This window comes from Bacteroides sp. (assembly GCA_036351255.1).
Taxonomy (GTDB): domain Bacteria; phylum Bacteroidota; class Bacteroidia; order Bacteroidales; family UBA7960; genus UBA7960.
Map to the genome: position 1 here is coordinate 73,231 of JAZBOS010000016.1, position 18,892 is coordinate 92,122.

General features: G+C 50.9%; 15 protein-coding genes. 7 read left to right on the forward strand and 8 right to left on the reverse strand.

What is annotated here, in order from left to right; all coding sequences use genetic code 11:
* Positions 1–20: 20 nt before the first annotated feature.
* A complete protein-coding gene (locus V2I46_01375; protein MEE4176138.1) occupies positions 21–1,115 on the reverse strand; it encodes a Nif3-like dinuclear metal center hexameric protein in 1,095 nt (364 codons plus the stop codon).
* 233 nt (positions 1,116–1,348) lie between these two features.
* Here V2I46_01375 and lpxK point away from each other — a divergent pair, with 233 nt between their 5' ends.
* The gene (gene lpxK / locus V2I46_01380) at positions 1,349–2,440 is read left to right on the forward strand and encodes a tetraacyldisaccharide 4'-kinase (GenBank protein ID MEE4176139.1); all 1,092 of its coding nucleotides are present in this window, start codon (positions 1,349–1,351) and stop codon (positions 2,438–2,440) included.
* Between the two features lie 38 nt (positions 2,441–2,478).
* Here lpxK and V2I46_01385 read toward each other — a convergent pair whose 3' ends face one another.
* Entirely contained in the window at positions 2,479–2,898 is a 420-nt protein-coding gene (locus tag V2I46_01385) for a single-stranded DNA-binding protein (protein ID MEE4176140.1), read from the reverse strand.
* Between the two features lie 152 nt (positions 2,899–3,050).
* Positions 3,051–4,127 (reverse strand): A/G-specific adenine glycosylase, encoded by a 1,077-nt coding sequence (mutY, locus tag V2I46_01390; protein ID MEE4176141.1) that lies wholly within the window; start codon positions 4,125–4,127, stop codon positions 3,051–3,053.
* A gap of 157 nt (positions 4,128–4,284) precedes the next feature.
* Between mutY and V2I46_01395 the strand changes: the two genes are divergently transcribed.
* From V2I46_01395 to V2I46_01415, 5 genes are all read left to right on the forward strand, one after another.
* A complete protein-coding gene (locus V2I46_01395) occupies positions 4,285–4,578 on the forward strand; it encodes an HU family DNA-binding protein (GenBank protein ID MEE4176142.1) in 294 nt (97 codons plus the stop codon).
* A 327-nt stretch (positions 4,579–4,905) separates the two neighbouring features.
* Complete coding sequence (locus V2I46_01400) at positions 4,906–6,456, forward strand: Rne/Rng family ribonuclease (GenBank protein MEE4176143.1); 1,551 nt, start codon at positions 4,906–4,908, stop codon at positions 6,454–6,456.
* A 117-nt stretch (positions 6,457–6,573) separates the two neighbouring features.
* The gene (locus V2I46_01405) at positions 6,574–7,050 is read left to right on the forward strand and encodes a regulatory protein RecX (protein MEE4176144.1); all 477 of its coding nucleotides are present in this window, start codon (positions 6,574–6,576) and stop codon (positions 7,048–7,050) included.
* 18 nt (positions 7,051–7,068) lie between these two features.
* Positions 7,069–8,158 (forward strand): peptide chain release factor 2 gene (gene prfB / locus V2I46_01410; protein ID MEE4176145.1). Its coding sequence is split into 2 segments (ribosomal slippage): positions 7,069–7,131 and positions 7,133–8,158, totalling 1,089 coding nucleotides; the frame shifts between segments, so codons are not numbered across the junction.
* 368 nt (positions 8,159–8,526) lie between these two features.
* Positions 8,527–11,196, forward strand: coding sequence for an adenosylcobalamin-dependent ribonucleoside-diphosphate reductase (locus V2I46_01415; protein MEE4176146.1), 2,670 nt, complete (start codon positions 8,527–8,529; stop codon positions 11,194–11,196).
* On the opposite strand, the gene V2I46_01420 is transcribed toward V2I46_01415, so the two are convergent.
* The 4 genes from V2I46_01420 to V2I46_01435 all read right to left on the reverse strand — a co-directional run bounded on the left by V2I46_01420 (position 11,193) and on the right by V2I46_01435 (position 17,045).
* Positions 11,193–11,723 carry a nitroreductase family protein gene (locus V2I46_01420; GenBank protein MEE4176147.1) on the reverse strand — a complete coding sequence of 177 codons (531 nt, stop codon included), beginning with the start codon at positions 11,721–11,723 and terminating at the stop codon, positions 11,193–11,195. The two genes, V2I46_01415 and V2I46_01420, sit on opposite strands and share 4 nt — an antisense overlap.
* Positions 11,724–11,819: 96 nt before the next feature.
* Entirely contained in the window at positions 11,820–13,367 is a 1,548-nt protein-coding gene (locus tag V2I46_01425; protein MEE4176148.1) for an AbgT family transporter, read from the reverse strand.
* Between the two features lie 433 nt (positions 13,368–13,800).
* Entirely contained in the window at positions 13,801–15,936 is a 2,136-nt protein-coding gene (locus V2I46_01430; GenBank protein MEE4176149.1) for an elongation factor G, read from the reverse strand.
* 194 nt (positions 15,937–16,130) lie between these two features.
* A complete protein-coding gene (locus V2I46_01435) occupies positions 16,131–17,045 on the reverse strand; it encodes a PfkB family carbohydrate kinase (protein ID MEE4176150.1) in 915 nt (304 codons plus the stop codon).
* A gap of 146 nt (positions 17,046–17,191) precedes the next feature.
* Between V2I46_01435 and V2I46_01440 the strand changes: the two genes are divergently transcribed.
* A complete protein-coding gene (locus V2I46_01440; protein MEE4176151.1) occupies positions 17,192–17,662 on the forward strand; it encodes a DoxX family protein in 471 nt (156 codons plus the stop codon).
* 83 nt (positions 17,663–17,745) lie between these two features.
* Here V2I46_01440 and V2I46_01445 read toward each other — a convergent pair whose 3' ends face one another.
* On the reverse strand, positions 17,746–18,312 hold the full coding sequence (locus V2I46_01445; protein ID MEE4176152.1) for a flavodoxin family protein: 567 nt from the start codon (positions 18,310–18,312) through the stop codon (positions 17,746–17,748).
* Positions 18,313–18,892: the final 580 nt, after the last annotated feature.

Below are 18,892 nucleotides of genomic sequence, written 5' to 3' on the forward strand. Positions count from 1 at the left end.
GTTTTGGTGAAAACGATTTTTTAAAAATATTGAACGGGGTTGGTATTTACCCCGGAAATAAGGAGTGCAAATTTACTAAAATTTTTATTAACAATGTCATACAATAAATCTTTGGTGAATTGCTCGGTTTCATAATGGCCGGCATCGACCAGCAACAAGCGGTCGCTGGCTTCAAAAAAATCGTGATATTTCATATCGCCGGTAACAAAAGCATCGGCACCCGCTTGCCGGGCTCGCTCCATCAGGAAACTGCCGGCTCCCCCGCAAAAAGCAACCTTTTTGATGGCTTTCCCGTTAAAGGCAGTATGCCGCAGGCAGGGAACCTTCAATTCCCGCTTGAGCTTTTCCAGAAAGTCATTTTCCGAAAGGGGGATTTCCAACTCGCCAATCATACCCGAACCCGTGCGTTCAAAAACATTCTCCAGGGGATATATGTCATAAGCCACTTCTTCATAGGGGTGGCTCGCTAACAGGGCTGCAACCACACTGCTTTCAAGGTAAGCAGGTAGTATGGTTTCTATCCTGACTTCCGGCTCCACATGCAGCTCATCCTGTTTCCCGACAAAAGGCTTGGCATCCTTTCCTGCCCGAAAGGTACCATGGCCATCCACGGCATAGCTGCAGCAATCATAATCGCCAATATGGCCGGCCCCTGCCTTAAAAATGGCGCTCCTTACTTTCTCAGCGTGCGAATGAGGACAAAAAGTAACCAGCTTCCTCAACAGTCCCTTTTGGGGTTGCAATATTTTGAGGTTTTGCAGCCCAAGCTTTTTTCCCAGCATGAAATTCACACCCCGGTCAATGTTATCGAGGTTGGTATGCATGGAAACGATGGCAATATCATGCTTGATGGCTTCTATGATAACCCGCTCTGTGAAATGCCCCCCGGTAATCTTTTTCAGTCCCTTGAATAACAAAGGATGATGTGACAGGACCAGATCGCAGCCCTCTGCCACCGCTTCCTCAACCACCGCTGGCGTCACATCCAGGCATATCAGACCCTTATGGACCTCCTGTTCTGGCGAACCCAATTGTAATCCACTGTTATCGTAAGATTCCTGGAGAGAACCCGGTGCAAAACGCTCAAAAACATTCAATAATTCCCTTAGTTTCATAACCAGTCTTTTATTTTTATTTCAAAGGTAAAAATAGTATCCGGAATTCAGGCGTACCAGGAAAGGACAAAAACCGGGAACATAAAATCTTCGATCTTTCGGTAAATGTTTACTTCAAACCACCCTGCCTGGATAAGGAAAAAGAGTTGTAACCTTATTGAATCATCTGCGTATATTATTAAAAACAAGGTGGTTATGTTTGCAGCCCCGCCAACAAATCGATACCTTTGAGCATGTCACCATTCCGGCTGTTATTGCTTCCTTTCTGCCTGGCTTACGGATTCATTGCATGGATCCGCAATAAACTTTTTGATTTGGGAGTGATCCGCTCTGTGAGTTATGATGTTCCATTGATCAGCTTTGGCAACATCAGCACCGGCGGAACAGGAAAAACGCCCCATGTGGAATACCTGGTAGAATTCCTTAGGCACGATTTCCGCGTCGCCGTGCTGAGCCGGGGGTACAAAAGAAAAACCAGGGGATTTTTGATCGCCCAGCCTGATCATAAAGCTTCCCAGGTAGGAGATGAGCCCCTGCAGATCTGCCGGAAGTTTCCCGACATCGTGGTGGCTGTCCACGAGCGGCGCCGAAAAGGCATCAAAAAGATCCTGGAGCAGTACCCCGACGTTAACCTTATCATCCTCGACGACGGCTTCCAGCACCGTTTTGTGAAACCTGGCCTGAACCTGGTGCTGACCGAGTATTACAAACCCTTCTTCCACAACTTCCTGTTGCCCTGCGGCAATTTGCGTGAGCCCAAAAAAGGCATCAAAAGAGCCCACGCCCTGATCGTTTCGAAAACACCAATCGTCTTTTCTCCTCTCGACCGAAACTACTTCCTGAGAAAACTGGAAAAATATAAACTCGAAAACGTTTTCTTCTCTACCATCCATTACGAGTCCTGGCAGCCTTTAGTGCCTGAAACCCCGAATCCCTGCAAATCCTACAAAACCATCTTCCTGTATTCGGGCATTGCCAATACCTCAGCGCTGGAAGAACACCTGAAGCGGGATTGCCAGGAACTCATCGTAAAACGCTTTCCCGACCATTACCAGTTCTCCCCCCGCGACCTGCAAAATCTCCGAAAAACATTCAAGGATACCTTCAGCAAGTCAAAGGCCATTGTGGTCACCGAAAAGGATGCCATGCGGCTTCAAGAAGCCGGGCTTATGAAAGAACTCCAGGGATTGCCGGTATATTTCATTCCCATCAGGGTGCGCTTCCAGAACCACGACCACGAAGACTTTCAAAAACTGGTCAAGGCTTATCTTTCAGCTCAAAAGATATTCTCCCCAAGCACCAAAAAAGGAAATGATCCCACCTGAGGGCAGGATCACCTCAGGATCCCTGAAAAACACATTGATTAAAACGGCAGATCGTCATCAACAGTGGGGACTTCACCCGTGGAAGTCGGCTCATTATCATGTCTGGGACCATTATCTGAACCATCTGGACGCGATCCAAGCATGTTCATCGTTTCCCCAACGATCTCTGTAATGTAACGTTTATTGCCTTCCTTATCATCATATTGCCTTGTTCGAATCCGGCCTTCAATATATACCTTGCTTCCCTTATTAAGATATTTTTCTGCAATTTCTGCCAGCCGACCCCACAGTACAATATTATGCCATTCGGTTTCTTCAACAGGATTTCCATCCTGACCTTTAAAAAAACGATTGGTAGCCAAAGAAAAATTAGCTACTTTGTTTCCACCTTCAATGGAGCGAACTACAGGGTCTTTCCCCAGATTTCCCAATAAAATCACCTTATTTACTCCTGCCATTGCAATGTTTTTTAAGTTTATGATTCAATTTGATTAGAATTTAAACAGTTAGTGCCCGTCAAATTAAAAAGTTTTTTGATACAATCCAAATCTTCTCCACGAATAATATAAAAAAAAAGATTAGATATATGCTTTTTAATTTATATATATATTCATTTCTTCATGTTTCTTTGAAGGAATAACAAGGTAAGCCGCGATTTTGGCAGCCGTTCAAAGGCCTTTTCGTCCACCAGAAAAAATTCTTCCGCTAAGGTAAGGGCTTTTTCGGGGGGGAGCCGGACGGCATAAAATTTCGCATGGATCACCTGGTGGGTCAGCACATGGCGAAAGGACAAGGGCTGGCCGGTCCAGGTCAACTCTTTTTTATCCGGAAACCAGTTTTTCCATTGGGGCATTTCAAATACCTTTTCAGGGCCTGCCTCTTCCGCGGTCTCTATCAGGGGCAATTCATACAGGTTCTTCCAGATATCCTTTCCGTCTCTTTGCCTGACCAAAAACTGCTGCTGACCTTCCTGGTCTTCGAAAAAGAAAAAGAAATAATTGAAATACCTGTTGCGAATGGCTTTGGGGGCTTTCTTCACCGGATACTGATCAACGGCATCCTGCTGCAATGCCAGGCACTCCCGGTTGAAGATGCAATCCGGGCATAGCGGGGCGGCGGGTTTGCAAACCATGGCCCCGAAATCCATCATAGCCTGGTTAAAGGCACCCGGATCCTCCCGGTCGATCAAGCCGGAAGCGACCTCCCTAAAGACCTTTTTCCCGGCACCCTTCTCGGTCGATTCGGCAATGCCAAACACCCTGGCCAGCACCCGGTAGACATTGCCATCGAGGGCCGGAACCGCTTCCCCAAAGGCTATGGAGGCTATGGCTGCAGCCGTGTAGGGCCCAACGCCCGGTACCTTCAGCCATTCGGCATAACTGCCGGGCAGCTGCCCTCCACCTTTCTCCACTATTTCACGCGCCGCCCGGTGCAAATTCCGCGCCCGCGAATAATAGCCCAGGCCCTGCCACAGGCGAAGCACCTCATCCTCCGGAGCTGCCGCCAGTCTCGAAACATCCGGAAAAGCCTCCAGGAAACGAAAATAATAGTCTATTCCCTGATCTATACGCGTTTGCTGTAAAATGATCTCCGTCACCCAAACCACATAGGGGTCGTGCGTCTCTCGCCAGGGCAAACTTCGCCCCTTTTCAGCATACCATTCAAGCAGGCGGGTGGAGAAAGACATAAAAAAAGCTCCTTTTTGTTTGTTATTTGTTAAAAATCACCATTTTGATGAAGGTAAAAATAAATAAATTGTTTTCTGATAATGAGAAAAAACTTATCTTTGCAACCCGATTAATTCAAAAACTTCGTAAAATTCTAATAACCAAAAAGTAATAACAATGACAAAAGCTGAAATTGTTACCGAGATTGCAAATAAAACCGGTATTGAAAAAGTTGCGGTTCAAGCAACCGTCGAGGCTTTCATGGCCACAGTGAAAAATTCACTCGTAAAAGGAGAAAATGTTTATTTAAGAGGCTTTGGTAGCTTTATCATCAAAGAAAGAGCAGAAAAAACCGGTCGTAACATTTCCAAGAATACCACCATTATTATTCCTGCCCATAACATCCCGGCTTTCAAGCCTGCGAAGGAATTCGTCAGCGAAGTTAAAGAATCGGTAGTGGCTGTAAAATAACCAAAAAACACCCTTTCCCTCCGGAAATTCCGGACGGGCAAATTTTTAAACAAGGAGATTTGATATGCCTAGCGGAAAAAAGAGAAAAAGACATAAGATGTCAACCCACAAGCGTAAGAAGCGCCTGAGAAAAAACAGGCACAAGAAGAAATAATACGCTTGCATTTGTTGGTTGCATTTCTTTTTACCTGTTTAATGAAATTACATAATACCTCCCAGCGGGTATTATGTAATTTTATTTAAAAGCACCAGTTTTAGCGTGCTTGTCTCCCTTCCTCCATTCCCCCATCAAGGGCGAATGATTTAACCAAATAAAGTATCCCTAAAGTGAACAGAGATTTAATTATTGATTCCAACGCATCGGATGTTGTTATGGCCCTTCAGGAGGAGAAACTCCTGGTGGAATTACACAAAGAGAGCAAGAATAACAACTTTTCGGTGGGCGACATTTACCTGGGCAAGGTCAAGAAGATCATTTCCGGGCTCAATGCCGCCTTTGTAGATGTGGGATACGAAAAGGATGCGTTTTTACATTACCTCGACCTGGGCAGCCAGGTCAACTCTTTGAACAAATACACCAAACTGGCCATGGCCGGGAAAACCCGGGTGCTTCCCATGGAAAACTTCATTCTCGAGAAAGAGATCGAGAAAACCGGGAAGATCACCAGTGTTTTGACCAGCAACCAGCCGGTGCTTGTTCAGATTGCCAAAGAACCCATTTCAACCAAAGGGCCTCGCATCACCAGCGAAATTTCGCTGGCTGGCCGCTACCTCGTGCTGGTACCCTTCTCCGACCGCATTTCCGTGTCGCAGAAGATCCAGAGCAATGAAGAGAAGAGCCGCCTGAAGAGGCTGGTGCTGAGCATCAAACCAAAGAATTTCGGAGTCATTATCCGTACCAATGCCGAAGGCAAGATGGTGGCCGACCTCGATGCCGACCTCAACAACCTGGTGTCCAGGTGGTACAGCATCGCTGAAAAACTCGCCGCCGCAAAACCCCCGCGCATTATCCTGGGCGAACTCAACCGTTCCTCTGCCATGCTGCGCGACCTCCTCAACGAATCGTTCAACAACATCCACGTGAACGACCCTACGATGTTCGAAGAACTCAGGGACTATATCAAAACCATTGCCCCCGGAAAACTTGACATCCTCAAGTTGTATAAGGGCAAGCTCCCCATTTTCGAACATTTCGGCGTTGAAAAACAGATTAAAAGTTCCTTTGGAAAGATCGTTTCCATCAAAAGCGGCTCCTATCTGATCATTGAGCACACCGAAGCCCTGCACGTCATCGATGTCAACAGCGGCCACCGCATGAACAGCGAAAACAGCCAGGAAGAAAATGCCCTGGATGTAAACCTGGAAGCCGCCGCAGAAATCGCCCGCCAGCTCAGGCTGCGCGATATGGGCGGGATCATCGTGGTCGACTTCATCGACATGATGCAATCGGCCAACCGCCGCAAGCTCTACGAAAAGATGAAGGAAGAGATGAGCAAGGACCGCGCCAAGCACAACATCCTTCCGCCAAGCAAATTCGGCCTGGTGCAGATCACCCGCCAAAGAGTACGCTCGGAAACCAATGTGGAGATCCTCGAAAAATGCCCTACCTGTGAAGGAACAGGCAAAATTAAGCCCAGTATCATCCTGGTCGACGAAATTGAAAACAACCTCCGCTACCTGGTCCAGGAGCAAAATGAAAAGTACCTCAGTCTGCGTATGCACCCTTACATCGCTGCTTATCTTACAAAAGGTCTCTTTTCCATCCAAATGAAATGGTTCTTTAAGTACAGGAAATGGATTAAAATCATCCCATCCTATTCGTATCAATTCCTCGAATACCGGTTTTTCAATAAACTGGACGACGAGATCAAGCTTTAAAGCTTGATCAGCAAGGCAGTGTGCACGAACAGTCATTGAAATGACAGCCTTCGTGCACACTGTTTTTATTTTCGGGGGTATTGATGTACCTTTGCCTTCACCTTTCAGCCCAAAGGCATGGACCCACAAGCCTCAGCTTCCGCGATGCTCTTTGAAGAGTTCCTTGAAAAAGGGCGGCGTTATTGCGCCTACCGCGACCGCAGCAAAAAGGAAACTGCTCTGCGCCTCCATCAGCTTGGTGCCAGCACGGAGCTTAGCGGCAGGGTTCTTGATGCACTGGAAAACGAAGGCTTCCTTAACGAAGAACGCTTTGCAAGGGCTTTGGTCAGGGGCAAATTCCGCAACAACCATTGGGGCCGCGTCCGCATCCTGCAGGAACTTGCTCATCACCAGGTTGCCCATGCAATCATTCAGCAAGCCCTGACGGAGATTGATGAGGACGAATACCTCAGGGTACTGGAAGGCCTGACCCGAAAAAAATACGACAGCCTCAAGGGGCTGCCGCCCTTCAATGCAAAGGGAAAAACAGCACAGCATTGCATCGGGAAAGGATTTGAACCCGAGCTGGTCTGGAAGATGGTAAACGAATTATAAACAAAAACAATAATAACAATGATCTATTCCGAAAACCTGAAGGAACTGGATAAGCGGCTTGAGGCCCTGAGGAGGTTCCTTTGACATCGATGGCAAACAAACTCAGATAGAAAAGCAACAGAAAATCAGCGAGAGCCCCGACTTCTGGAACGACCCCAAGGAAGCTGAAATCATCCTTCGCCAGATCAGCGAGCTTAAGAAATGGACGGATGCCTATGATGGTGCGGCACGCGAGCTGGATGACCTGAAAGTCCTTTTCGATTTTTTTGAAGCCGGCGAAGCCACCGAGGCCGAAGTCGACAAGCAATATGAAAAAGGCATCCGGGCCGTCGAAGACCTGGAGTTTAAAAAAATGCTCAGCAAGGAGGAAGACCGCCTCAATGCCATCCTGAACATCAATTCAGGTGCAGGAGGCACCGAAAGCCAGGACTGGGCCGAAATGCTCATGCGCATGTACCTGCGCTGGGGCGAGCGCAACGATTACAAAACCAAAGTGCTTGACCTGCAGGAAGGCGACGGGGCGGGCATCAAAAGCGCTTCCATTGAATTCGAGGGGGCGTTCGCCTTCGGATACCTCAAGGGCGAAAGCGGCGTACATCGCATGGTGAGGCTCTCCCCATTCGATTCTGCCAACCGCAGGCACACCTCCTTTGCTTCCGTCTATGCCTATCCTGTGATTGACGACAACATCACCATCGAGATCAACCCTGCCGACATCAGCTGGGATACCTTCCGCTCAAGCGGCCCCGGCGGACAAAACGTCAACAAGGTGGAAACTGCTGTCAGGTTGTACCACGAGCCCAGCGGAATCGTGGTGGAGTGCCAGGAAACCCGCTCACAGGGGCAGAACCGCGAAAAGGCCCTCACCATGTTGAAATCGCAGCTGTATGAAATCGAACTCCGTAAAAAGCGGGAAAAACTCGATGCCCTCGAAAGCACCAAGAAAAAGATCGAATGGGGCTCGCAGATCCGTAACTACGTCTTCCATCCTTATAAACTGGTCAAAGACCTGCGAACAGGTGTCGAAACCTCCAATGTTCAGTTGGTGATGGATGGTGAAATTGACGATTTCATCAAAGCCTACCTCATCGAGTTCGGAGAGGGCTAAGATCAGTTCCGAAATGCGGTCAGAACAGCAAAAAGACATGCGCCCTGATTAAATACTTTTCAGGGCGTAAGTCAATCAAAGCGTGTAACTTATACAAATATTGAATAAGTAATGCGCTGATTTTTAATGCTTTAAAAATAAACAACACATTTAAAGAATTGAATTATTCCGTATCCTTTTTCCTATCAATGAGTTGAAGCCCGTTGGTTAATAACTTTCGGACTTTGTTAATAACCTACCCCCCGGGATAATAATTTTGTTTTTTATCTTCGCTTTTGAATCGCCTTTATTATGCACTTCTGTTGCATTGCTTTTAAGATCAAGAGGGCGATTTCCCCAACATAAAACGCTAAAAATCAATACTTGCAATGGAGAATAAATCTGCATTTCCGGATGCACAGAGTGAGATTGGACAGGAAAAAGAGAATCAGAATCTGTACAACCAAGTGCTAGATCAGCGAAGCAGGCCTGACATTCAAGAAGAACCAAAGGTTCGGCCAGAAGATGTTGAACCCACGTTCAAGAAGTATGCTTTTGAAGAGGCACTGAAAAAAACCACCGAATATTTCAGGGGCGATAGCCTGGCGGCGGGAGTCTGGGTCAACAAATACGCCCTGAAAGACTCTGACGGCAACCTTTATGAGCTGACCCCTGAGGATATGCACTGGCGCATTGCCCGTGAACTTGCACGCATTGAAAAGAAATACCCCAACCCCCTGGATGCCGAGACCATTTTCAAGGCCCTCGACCGCTTTAAGTACATCGTACCCCAGGGCAGTCCCATGGCCGGCATCGGCAACCCCTTTCAGATCGGATCACTCTCCAACTGCTTTGTCATTGGCAACAAAGGCGAAGCCGACTCTTACGGCGGCATCATGAAAGTCGATGAGGAACAGGTTCAACTGATGAAACGCCGCGGTGGCGTTGGTCACGACCTCTCCCACATCCGACCCAAGGGAAGCCCCGTAAAAAACAGCGCGCTGACCTCCACCGGACTGGTGCCCTTCATGGAACGCTATTCCAATTCCACCCGCGAGGTCGCACAGGATGGTCGCCGCGGCGCCCTGATGCTCACCGTCTCCGTCAAGCACCCCGACGCCGAAAGCTTTATCGACGCCAAACTCGAACAGGGCAAGGTGACGGGTGCCAATGTCTCGGTGAAGATCACCGACGAGTTCATGCAGGCTGTCGTCGACCAGGAAGACTTTGTCCAGCAGTATCCCATTCAGGCCAGCGAGCCTAAATACATCAAGCGCATCAACGCCAACGAGCTCTGGAAAAAAATCGTTCACAACGCCTGGCGTTCGGCCGAGCCCGGCATCCTGTTCTGGGACACCATCCTGCGCGAATCCGTGCCCGACTGCTATGCCGACCAGGGCTTCCGTACCGTTTCGACCAACCCCTGCGGCGAGATCCCGCTGTGCCCTTACGACAGCTGCCGATTGCTAGCCATAAACCTGTACAGCTATGTCAACCAGCCCTTTACCAGCAAAGCCAACTTCGACCACGGCCTGTTTAAAAATCATGTGGCACTGGCACAACGCATCATGGACGACATCATCGACCTGGAGCTGGAAAAAATTGACCGCATCATCGAAAAGATTGATACCGACCCCGAACTTGAGGAAGTGAAACGGGTGGAGAAAGACCTGTGGATGAAAATCCGCCAGAAGTGTATCGAAGGCCGCCGTACCGGCATTGGCATCACCGCCGAAGGCGATATGCTGGCCGCACTGGGTTACCGTTACGGCACTGAAGAAGCCACCGACTTCTCGGTCAACGTACACAAAACCCTCGCCCTGGCCGCTTACCGTTCTTCCGTTGACCTGGCCGCCGACAGGGGTTCCTTCCCGATTTACGACAGCAGCCGCGAAGCAAACAACCCCTTCATTCAGCGCCTGCGCGATGCTGACCCCAAACTCTATGCCGACATGCAGCAGCACGGCCGACGCAACATCGCCCTGCTGACCATTGCCCCCACCGGAAGCGTCTCCCTCCTCACACAGACCACCTCGGGCATAGAACCGGTGTTTATGGTAGCCTACAAGCGCCGCCGCAAGGTCAACCCCAACGACAAGAACGTTCGCGTGGACTTTGTCGATGAGATTGGCGACCACTGGGAAGAATACAACGTATTCCACCACAAATTCATCGACTGGATGAAGGCCAACGGCCACGATGAAGAAAAGCTGGTCCATATGAAGGAAAGCGAGCTGCAGGACGTCATCCGCCAGTCGCCCTTTTACAAGGCCACTGCCAACGATGTCGACTGGGTGGCCAAGGTGACCATGCAGGGTGCTGTCCAGAAATGGGTCGACCATTCCATCAGCGTCACCGTCAACGTGCCCAACAACGTCACCGAAGAACTGGTAGGCAAGATCTACCTGACCGGCTGGCAAAGCGGCTGCAAGGGCATCACCGTTTATCGCGACGGCTCACGCTCCGGCGTTCTGGTGAAGGACACCAAAAAAGAAGACAAGCAGGAATTCAGGGAAACCAATGCTCCCAAGCGTCCCAAGATCCTGGAATGCGAAGTGGTGCGTTTCCACAACGACTCCGAGAAATGGCTTGCCGTAGTGGGCATCCTCAACGAACGCCCCTACGAAATATTTACCGGTAAAGCCGATGGATTTTACCTCCCCGTTTATGTTGACAAAGGCTGGGTGATGAAGAACCGCAACGAAAACGGTGAAAGCCGCTACGACTTCCAGTTCCTCGACCGCGATGGATACCGGGTCACCATTGAAGGCCTCTCGCGATCGTTCCACAAGGAATTCTGGAACTATGCCAAGCTCATCTCGGGCATCCTGCGCCACGGCATGCCCCTGCCCTCGGTGGTCGACGTCATCGAAGACCTGAGTCTCGACAGCGACCACCTGCATACCTGGAAAAACGGCGTGGTGCGTGCCCTGAAGAAATTCATTGCCGATGGTACCAAGGCCCACGGACGCGTCTGCAGCAAATGCAACCAGGAAACGGTGATCTACCAGGAAGGCTGCCTCATCTGCACCACCTGCGGCGAGAGCAAATGCGGCTAAGCAACCGTATTGGTCCAGCCATTCTTATGAACCCTGTCGTGCCGGTAATTGGCATTACGGGGTTTTTTTTCGGCCGGGTAACCAATCGAAACCATTGTGACGGGCACCATTTCAGGCGGGATCCCCAACAGTTCCCTGATGGCTTCCGTCCGTTCCTTGCGGGGATGAACACCCAGCCAAACCCCGCCAAGCCCCATGGCCTCCACGGCCAGCAAGAGGTTCTGGGTTGCCGCTGAGCAAGCCTGCACCAGGTAGCTCTCTTCCTGTTCAAGGCTGGGGTCACCGCAAACCACCACCGCCAGGCTGGCCCCGCTAAGCATTTTGGCATAGGGATGGCGACGGGAAAGCTCCTCCAACAGATCCTTGCGCGTCACCACCACAAACTGCCAGGGCTGACGGTTTCGCGCCGTGGGGGCGCTCATGGCCGCATCCAGCAGGAAATGCAATTGTTCATGGCTTAAGGAGGCGCCAGGCTTGTATTGACGAATGCTGCGACGCGAAAACAAAATTTCTGCCCGATGGTCCATAATGCGTAATTTTTTGGTGGTTAAAAACAGGAGCCGAAAGCCAGCATACAAGCTTCTTGCCATCTATGCTGCAAGTCCGAAAATAACGTCAATCACCTATTGGAGGTAGATCCACTCACCCACCCCTATGGGCAGGTTCAGGCCAAACCAAACAAACAGCAATATCAGCCACATAATGAACAGCACAATGGCATAGGGTATCAGCAGCGATACGATGGTGCCAATGCCGATGTTCTTGTTGTACTTATGGATCCACCCCAGCAAGAGCGGGAAATAGACATAAAGCGGGGTCACGCAGTTGGTGATGGAATCCCCCACACGGTACATCAACTGCACAAAGGCAGGGCTGTAATCAAGCTGGTAAAGCATGGGGATGAATACCGGGGCAAAAATGGCCCATTTGGCCGATCCGCTGCCCAGGAAAATATTCAGAACGGCCACGATGATCATAAACAGGGTAAACATCACCGGCCCGGTCAGGCCTGAGGCTTTCAGCACCTCTGCCCCCTTGATGGCCAGGATGGTATCGAGGTTCGACCAGTAGAACAGGTTGATAAACTGGGCCACCACCAGCATCAGGACGATATAGCCCGAGAGGTCCTTCATCCCCTGTTCCATCAGCTTGAGCACATCGTTCGATTTGCGGATGGAGCCCGTGGCTTTCCCATAGAAATAGCCCGGGATGGCAAACATAAAGAACAGGATGGGCACCAGGCCCCTGAGGAAGGGCGAAGGCACGAGCCCACCGGTTTCCACATTTCTCAAGGGCGCCCCGGGGGGCACTACCAGGAGGATGATCACCACCACATAAGCCAGCAAGGCCAGGCCTGCCTGCCTCATCCCCCTGCGCTCGACAGGGCTAAGGGATGGGTTTTCGACGACCTCCTCTACCTCTCCGGTGATGGCAAACTGCCGGCAGCGGGGAATGGTATAGCGGCGCGCCACAAAGGCCCCTCCTATCCCAAGCATAAAGGTCGATGCGATCATAAAATACCAGTTAGCCGTTGCACTGACCTCCAGGTTAGGATCGATGTGATGGGTGATCTCGGTGCTGATGCCCGCCAGCAACACGTCGGTGCCGGCAATGAAGAAATTGGCCGTAAAACCTGCCGTAGCGCCCGCGTAACCGGCGATAAGGCCTGCAATGGGACTCAGCCCCATCTGCGAAAAGATCAGGGCTGCAATGGGCGGAACGATCACCACCCCCGCATCCGAGCCGATGTTTCCGCAAGCCCCGATGATAAAGATCACGGGTAGTACGATCTTCCTGGGAACCGAAAAAGCCACTGTGCGAAGGGCCACGGCCAGCAAGCCACTGCCTTCGGCTATGGAAACCCCCATCAGCATGACCAAAACCAGTCCAAAGGGGGCGAAATAGGCAAAGTTGCTCACCATATGCTCTACAAAGCGTCTGAGCCCTTCGCCCGACAGCAGGTTCTGCGCCTCCACCACCCGGCCCGTCCCGGGATCAACCGCACTCACCCCCAGCCAGGCCGTCACCGCACTGGTCAATACGATCAGGATGCATATCCATACAAAGATCCAGAAAGGATGAGGCAGCTTATTCCCCAATTCCTCTATCCACTTCAGAAAACCACCTGATCCACTTTCCTGGCTAGCTTGCCCTGCCTTATCTTTTGCCATAGATCCCAAGTAATAAATAAAACCTTATCAAATACTTTTTTAACTTAATTGAATTAAATCTCTAACTTATAGTAAACCAATGATTTGGTTTGTAAGACAAAAATAAAAAAAATTCAAACTTTTGCAAGGTGTTTTACCAATTAATCCCCTTGCCCTTTGTGCCGGGACTGACTTTCGTGATGCCTGCCATGCAATAAGGCCTTTTTAGCCTTCCATAAAGCATTGAAAATCAAACCATCTTCATAGTTAATACGGAGTTTATTCGGAGTTTATTCGGTTTAAACCGAATAAACTCCGTATTAACTCCCTCTCTGGTATAAGAAAAACAGCTTTTGGGCCGGGCCATGATCGCCCTGATAATTCCGGGAGAAAAAAAACCGCCCCGGCTAGAAGGCCGGGGCGGTCGAAAGGTTTAAGGGATCCTGACTGAAGACTAATCTTCGTCTTTTTCCTCTTCTTCGTAAGCTTTGAGCAGTGCGTCCTGAACGTCCATGGGCACCTGCTGGTATTCGGCGAACTTCATGCCATAGGTGGCACGGCCGCTGGTGAGCGAGCTCAGCGAGGTGGAATAGCGGTTGAGTTCGGCCAGGGGAACCTTGGCTTTGATCTTCTGGTAGTGGCCTTCGCTTTCCATACCCATAATGATGGCACGGCGGCCCTGCAGGTCGGTCATCACGTCGCCCATCTTTTCTTCCGGAACGGTGACTTCCACGTCATAAATGGGTTCGAGGATCTTGGGTGCAGCGTTTTTGAAGGCATCCTTGAAGGCGTTACGGCCGGCAAGCTTGAACGAAATTTCGTTGGAGTCAACCGGGTGCATCTTACCATCGTAAACGTTCACGATGATGTCGCGGGCATAGGAACCGGTCAGCGGGCCTTCTTCCATCTTCTCCATGATACCCTTCAGAATGGCGGGCATGAAGCGGGAGTCGATCGCGCCACCCACAATACAGCTGTTGAAAATGAGTTTCCCGCCCCAGGGCAGTTCGTGCTCGTCGCGGCCACGGATGGGGAACTCGGTCTGATCGGGTTTGCCTTCGTAGTGAGGCTCGATCATCATGTGTACCTCGCCAAACTGACCGGCACCACCCGATTGTTTCTTGTGGCGATAGCTGGCCTTGGCGTTTTTGGTAATGGTTTCGCGGTAGGGAATCCTGGGCGCCAGGAATTCGATGCCCACCTTGTTGATGTTTTCGATCATCCACTTGGCCACGTTCAGGTGCATCTCGCCCTGTCCCGAGAGGATCACCTGCTTGAGTTCCTTCGAGTGTTCATAGGTGAGGGTGGGGTCGATGTTGTACATTTCCTTGAGGATCCCTGCCAGTTTTTCTTCGTCGGCGGTGTTTTTGGCTTTCACAGCCATGCGGATCTTGGCTTCGGGGAACACGATGGGCGACACCATCTGGCCCTGGTTCTTGGAGGAAGTCAGGCTGTTGTTGGTGTGGGTGTCTTTCAGTTTGATGGTGGCGGCAATGTCGCCGGGCATCACTTTCTCGACCTTCTGGCGGTTCTTTCCGGCCACGGCAAAAAGCTGAGAGAGTCTTTCCTTGGAGCCGGTGTTGGCGTTGACCAGGTCGATGGATTCGGCGATGGTGCCATTGTAAACCTTGAAGAAAGAGATCTCGCCAAGGTGGGGCTCAACGGCGGTTTTGAATACGAAGGCTACGGGGGCTCCGGCAGGATCGAAAGCCAGATCCTGGCCCTCGGCAGTCTTGGTGGGGGCCACCTCGTTGGGTGCGGGCAGGTTCTCAACGGCAAACTCCATGAAGCGGTTTACGCCCTGGTTGTGTTTTCCGGAGATACACAATACGGGGAACATCGTGCGGGTGGCGATACCCTGGTTGATGCCCTTTGCCAGTTGTTCATCGCTGAGGGTACCATTCTCGAAGAAGGCTTCCATCAGGGCTTCCTCACTCTCGGCGGCAGCCTCGATGATGGCGTTGTGATATTCTTCGGCCTTGCTTTGTTCTTCGGCGGGCAGGTCGCTGATGACAGGCTGGCCACCGCCGTCGGGGAATTTATAGAGTTTCATTTTCAGCACGTCGACCACGCTGTCGAAGCCATGACCGGCATTCACCGGGTACTGGGCCACCAGCACCTTGTCGCCGAAATGGCTGCGGAGCTGACGGATGGTCTCATCAAAATTGGTTTTTTCGTGCTCCAGCTGGTTGACCAGGAATACGGCGGGTTTCTCGAGGGCGGTGATATAGCGCCAGGTAATCTCGGTACCTACTTCCACCCCGTTTTGCGAGTTGACCACCATCACGGCGGTATCCGATACTTTCAGGGCAGCGATCACCTCACCGATGAAATCGTCAAAACCGGGGGTATCGATGATGTTGATCTTCTTTCCAGCATATTCGGCATACATCACGGTGGAGAAAACGGATGCCTGGCGTTCCAGTTCTATTTCGCGGTAGTCAGAAACCGAGTTCTTGTCGTCGACAGAACCCCTGCGGTTAATGACCCCGCCTTCGAAGAGCATGGCTTCGGCCAGGGTGGTTTTCCCCGATTTCGCACCTCCAATGAGGGCGATGTTCTTAATTTCGTTTGTTTGATATACTTTCATAACAGCGTCAACAGGTTTAAGCGTGTATAATGAATTTGGTTGATATTTCCCTTAATACGTCGGGCAGCAACAAAAACGGGCCCGGCAAACACCCTTCCGGCTCCGGGCTGCGGTCCCGAAAAAAGTGGCTAAAGTTATGAAAAAACTGCATAGCAACCGCACTTCTCCTTCAAAAAATCATGATTAAGAATGCATTAGATTTTGAAGGCCACCAGGCTGGCAAATGCTGCCAGTCGGTTCTGGATTTCAGCTTCGCCGATCTCGAGCAGGCGGTCGGTGCCAAATTTCTCTACGGTAAAGCTAGCCATGGCCGAACCGAAGATGATGGCTGTTTTCAGGGTATCGAACGAGGTGTCGTTGCGGCGTGCGATATAGCCGATGAGGCCCCCGGCAAAAGTGTCGCCGGCACCCGTGGGGTCGAAGACCTCGTCGAGGGGCATCGCCGGGGCAATGAAGATCTGGTCTTCAAAGAAAAGCATCGCCCCGTGCTCACCTTTCTTGACGATGAGGTATTTGGGTCCCATGGTGAGGATCTTGCGGGCTGCCCTGACAAGCGAATGCTCGCCTGAGAGCTGGCGTGCCTCCTCGTCGTTGATGGTCAGCACGTCGACCATGGTCAGCACCTCCATCAGGTCATCCCAGGCGGAGTCCATCCAGAAGTTCATGGTATCCATCACAATGAGCTTGGGACGCTCTGTCATCTGCTCAATGACGCGCCGCTGAATGGCCGGGGTCAGGTTGCCCAGCAAGAGGTAATCGCTTGTAAGGGCGTGCTCTGGCACCACAGGGTCGAAATCGGCCAGTACATTCAGGTCGGTTATCAGCGTATCGCGGGTATTCATGTCCTGGTGGTATTTACCTGCCCAGAAAAAGGTCTTCCCGTCCTCAACCACTTTTAGTCCTGAGGTGTCGATTTTCTTGTCCCTGAAAAGATCCAGGTATTTTTTGGGGAAGTCGCCCCCCACCACGGAAACAATGCTTATTTCATCGGTTAGGAGGCTGGCAGCCAGGCCGATATAGGTTCCGGCACCGCCCAGGATCTTCCCGGTTTTCCCGTAAGGGGTTTCCACTTCATCAAAGGCCACAGTGCCTACAATCAATAAACTCATAAAAACAGCGATTTTTTAAAACAGTGCAAAGATAGGCTTTCTGGGGCAATGCGCTGAAGCAGGGCCGATTAATTTTCGGGTCGATGGCGGAAAAACAAACAATTCCACCGGGGCGGGTGTTTAGGTTTATTGAAAAGGAAAGCCCTATGATCAAAAAGATGATTTACACTGGTAATTTGGCCTCCACGCTGCTGATCCGCCTGATGGTGGGGGTGGTGTTCATTTCCGAGGGCGTCCAGAAATTTCTTTTCCCTGCCATCCGCGGGGCGGGGCGCTTTGAGGCCATCGGCCTGCCCAATCCTGAGTTTTTGGGGTATTTTGTTGGCACCATAGAGGTGCTGGGCGGGCTGCTGGTGCTTATCGGGCTGCTGACGCGCTTTGCCTCCATCCCCCTTTTGGTGATCATGAGCGTGGCCCTATACACCACCAAGCTGCCCATGTTTTCGCTGGAAGGCTTCTGGACCATGATGCACGCCTCGCGCACCGACCTGGCCATGACGCTGGGCTCGCTGTTTTTGCTGGTGATGGGCGCAGGGGCCTTTTCGTTCGACCGACTGCTGATGCGAAGGATGGGTAAGATAAAAGGACGGGATTTTACAAAGCCTGACTGGATCTGAGGATTCATGCCGAACCCGGGCAGCTTGCTGTTGAAAAATTTTTCAGGCGGGGAAACCCCTTTCCCCGGACCCTGTCCTATCCCTTAAGGATTTAATCTCAACGCCAGTTCCGCCACGCGCCGGCCCAGGGCCTCTCCTTTCTGGATGAACTGCGGGGCCAGGCCTTCGGTTTGATCGAAGGGCGCTTCGCCCACGATGGCTGAAGCCCCGAAGGGAGCAGTCCAGTCGGGTCCGCCCACCACGATCATCCCAAAGATCAGCATCGAATGCAGGATATTCATCTGCGTGAGCTCCTCCCCTGCCGAGATACCCCCGGCAGTGACAAAGGCCGCCCCCAGCTTATCCTTCATAGGGGCGCCCTCAAAGGGCCAGGAAGCAATAAATGCCTGCACCGCCGGCGCCACATTGGCATTGTAAACGGGGCTGCCCACGATGATGGCAGCCGCCTCCAGCAAATCGGCCTGTGTGGTTTCCGCAATGGCTTTCAATACCACCTGCACCCCTTCAACCTCTGAGGCCCCCATGGCAACGGCCTCAGCCAATCCACGGGTGTTGCCCGTCTGGCTGTGATAGGTGATAAGCACTTTGGGCTGAGCCAGGGCTGGGATTAATAAGACCAGCATCAGTAAGGACAGGAATAGCTTTCTCATCGTTGTTTTGGGTTTTGGTTAACAGTTACAAAGATAAGGGATTTGAAGGGTTGTCGGGGTTCAGGTTTAAGGTTTAAGGTTTAAGGTTTAAGGTTTAAGGTTTCGGGTTTCGGGTTTCAGGTTATAGGTTCAAGGTTTCTGGTTTCTGGTTTCTGGGCTTCGCCTGTCCGCCTTCCGGCGGATCCGCTAGCCAGCGGACTGTCATTGTGAAATTTTATCATTTTTTGAAGCCGCGTAGCGGCGGCCGTATGGTAGTAAGATTTCGCAGAGAATGGCATGGGGCATGGGGCTCGGGGTTCAGCCGCGTAGCGGCGATCGTATGGTAGAAATACCGTTCCCCACCACCCCCTTTAAGCCGCGTAGCGGCGGCCGTATGGTAGATAAAAAAAGCGCTGCACACAAAATGCGTGCAACGCCTTACCGAAAATAAAACACATTTTTAACCAATTAAAAATAATTCAAATCCCTCTGAAGGGCATATCACTCCTTTTCCATTATCTTTCAATATTCTTCCAAAAACTTTAAAAATATTTCCATTCTGCAATATTTATTCAAATGCCTGTTTAAGGCCTGCTGAAAG

What these genes read in the sequence shown, in the direction of transcription:
- V2I46_01375 (MEE4176138.1), bottom strand. Translation starts at nt 1,115, where the DNA reads ATGAAACTAAGGGAATTATTGAATGTTTTTGAGCGTTTTGCACCGGGT.
- lpxK (MEE4176139.1), top strand. Translation starts at nt 1,349, where the DNA reads ATGTCACCATTCCGGCTGTTATTGCTTCCTTTCTGCCTGGCTTACGGA.
- V2I46_01385 (MEE4176140.1), bottom strand. Translation starts at nt 2,898, where the DNA reads ATGGCAGGAGTAAATAAGGTGATTTTATTGGGAAATCTGGGGAAAGAC.
- mutY (MEE4176141.1), bottom strand. Translation starts at nt 4,127, where the DNA reads ATGTCTTTCTCCACCCGCCTGCTTGAATGGTATGCTGAAAAGGGGCGA.
- V2I46_01395 (MEE4176142.1), top strand. Translation starts at nt 4,285, where the DNA reads ATGACAAAAGCTGAAATTGTTACCGAGATTGCAAATAAAACCGGTATT.
- V2I46_01405 (MEE4176144.1), top strand. Translation starts at nt 6,574, where the DNA reads ATGGACCCACAAGCCTCAGCTTCCGCGATGCTCTTTGAAGAGTTCCTT.
- V2I46_01415 (MEE4176146.1), top strand. Translation starts at nt 8,527, where the DNA reads ATGGAGAATAAATCTGCATTTCCGGATGCACAGAGTGAGATTGGACAG.
- V2I46_01420 (MEE4176147.1), bottom strand. Translation starts at nt 11,723, where the DNA reads ATGGACCATCGGGCAGAAATTTTGTTTTCGCGTCGCAGCATTCGTCAA.
- V2I46_01425 (MEE4176148.1), bottom strand. Translation starts at nt 13,367, where the DNA reads ATGGCAAAAGATAAGGCAGGGCAAGCTAGCCAGGAAAGTGGATCAGGT.
- V2I46_01430 (MEE4176149.1), bottom strand. Translation starts at nt 15,936, where the DNA reads ATGAAAGTATATCAAACAAACGAAATTAAGAACATCGCCCTCATTGGA.
- V2I46_01435 (MEE4176150.1), bottom strand. Translation starts at nt 17,045, where the DNA reads ATGAGTTTATTGATTGTAGGCACTGTGGCCTTTGATGAAGTGGAAACC.
- V2I46_01440 (MEE4176151.1), top strand. Translation starts at nt 17,192, where the DNA reads ATGATCAAAAAGATGATTTACACTGGTAATTTGGCCTCCACGCTGCTG.
- V2I46_01445 (MEE4176152.1), bottom strand. Translation starts at nt 18,312, where the DNA reads ATGAGAAAGCTATTCCTGTCCTTACTGATGCTGGTCTTATTAATCCCA.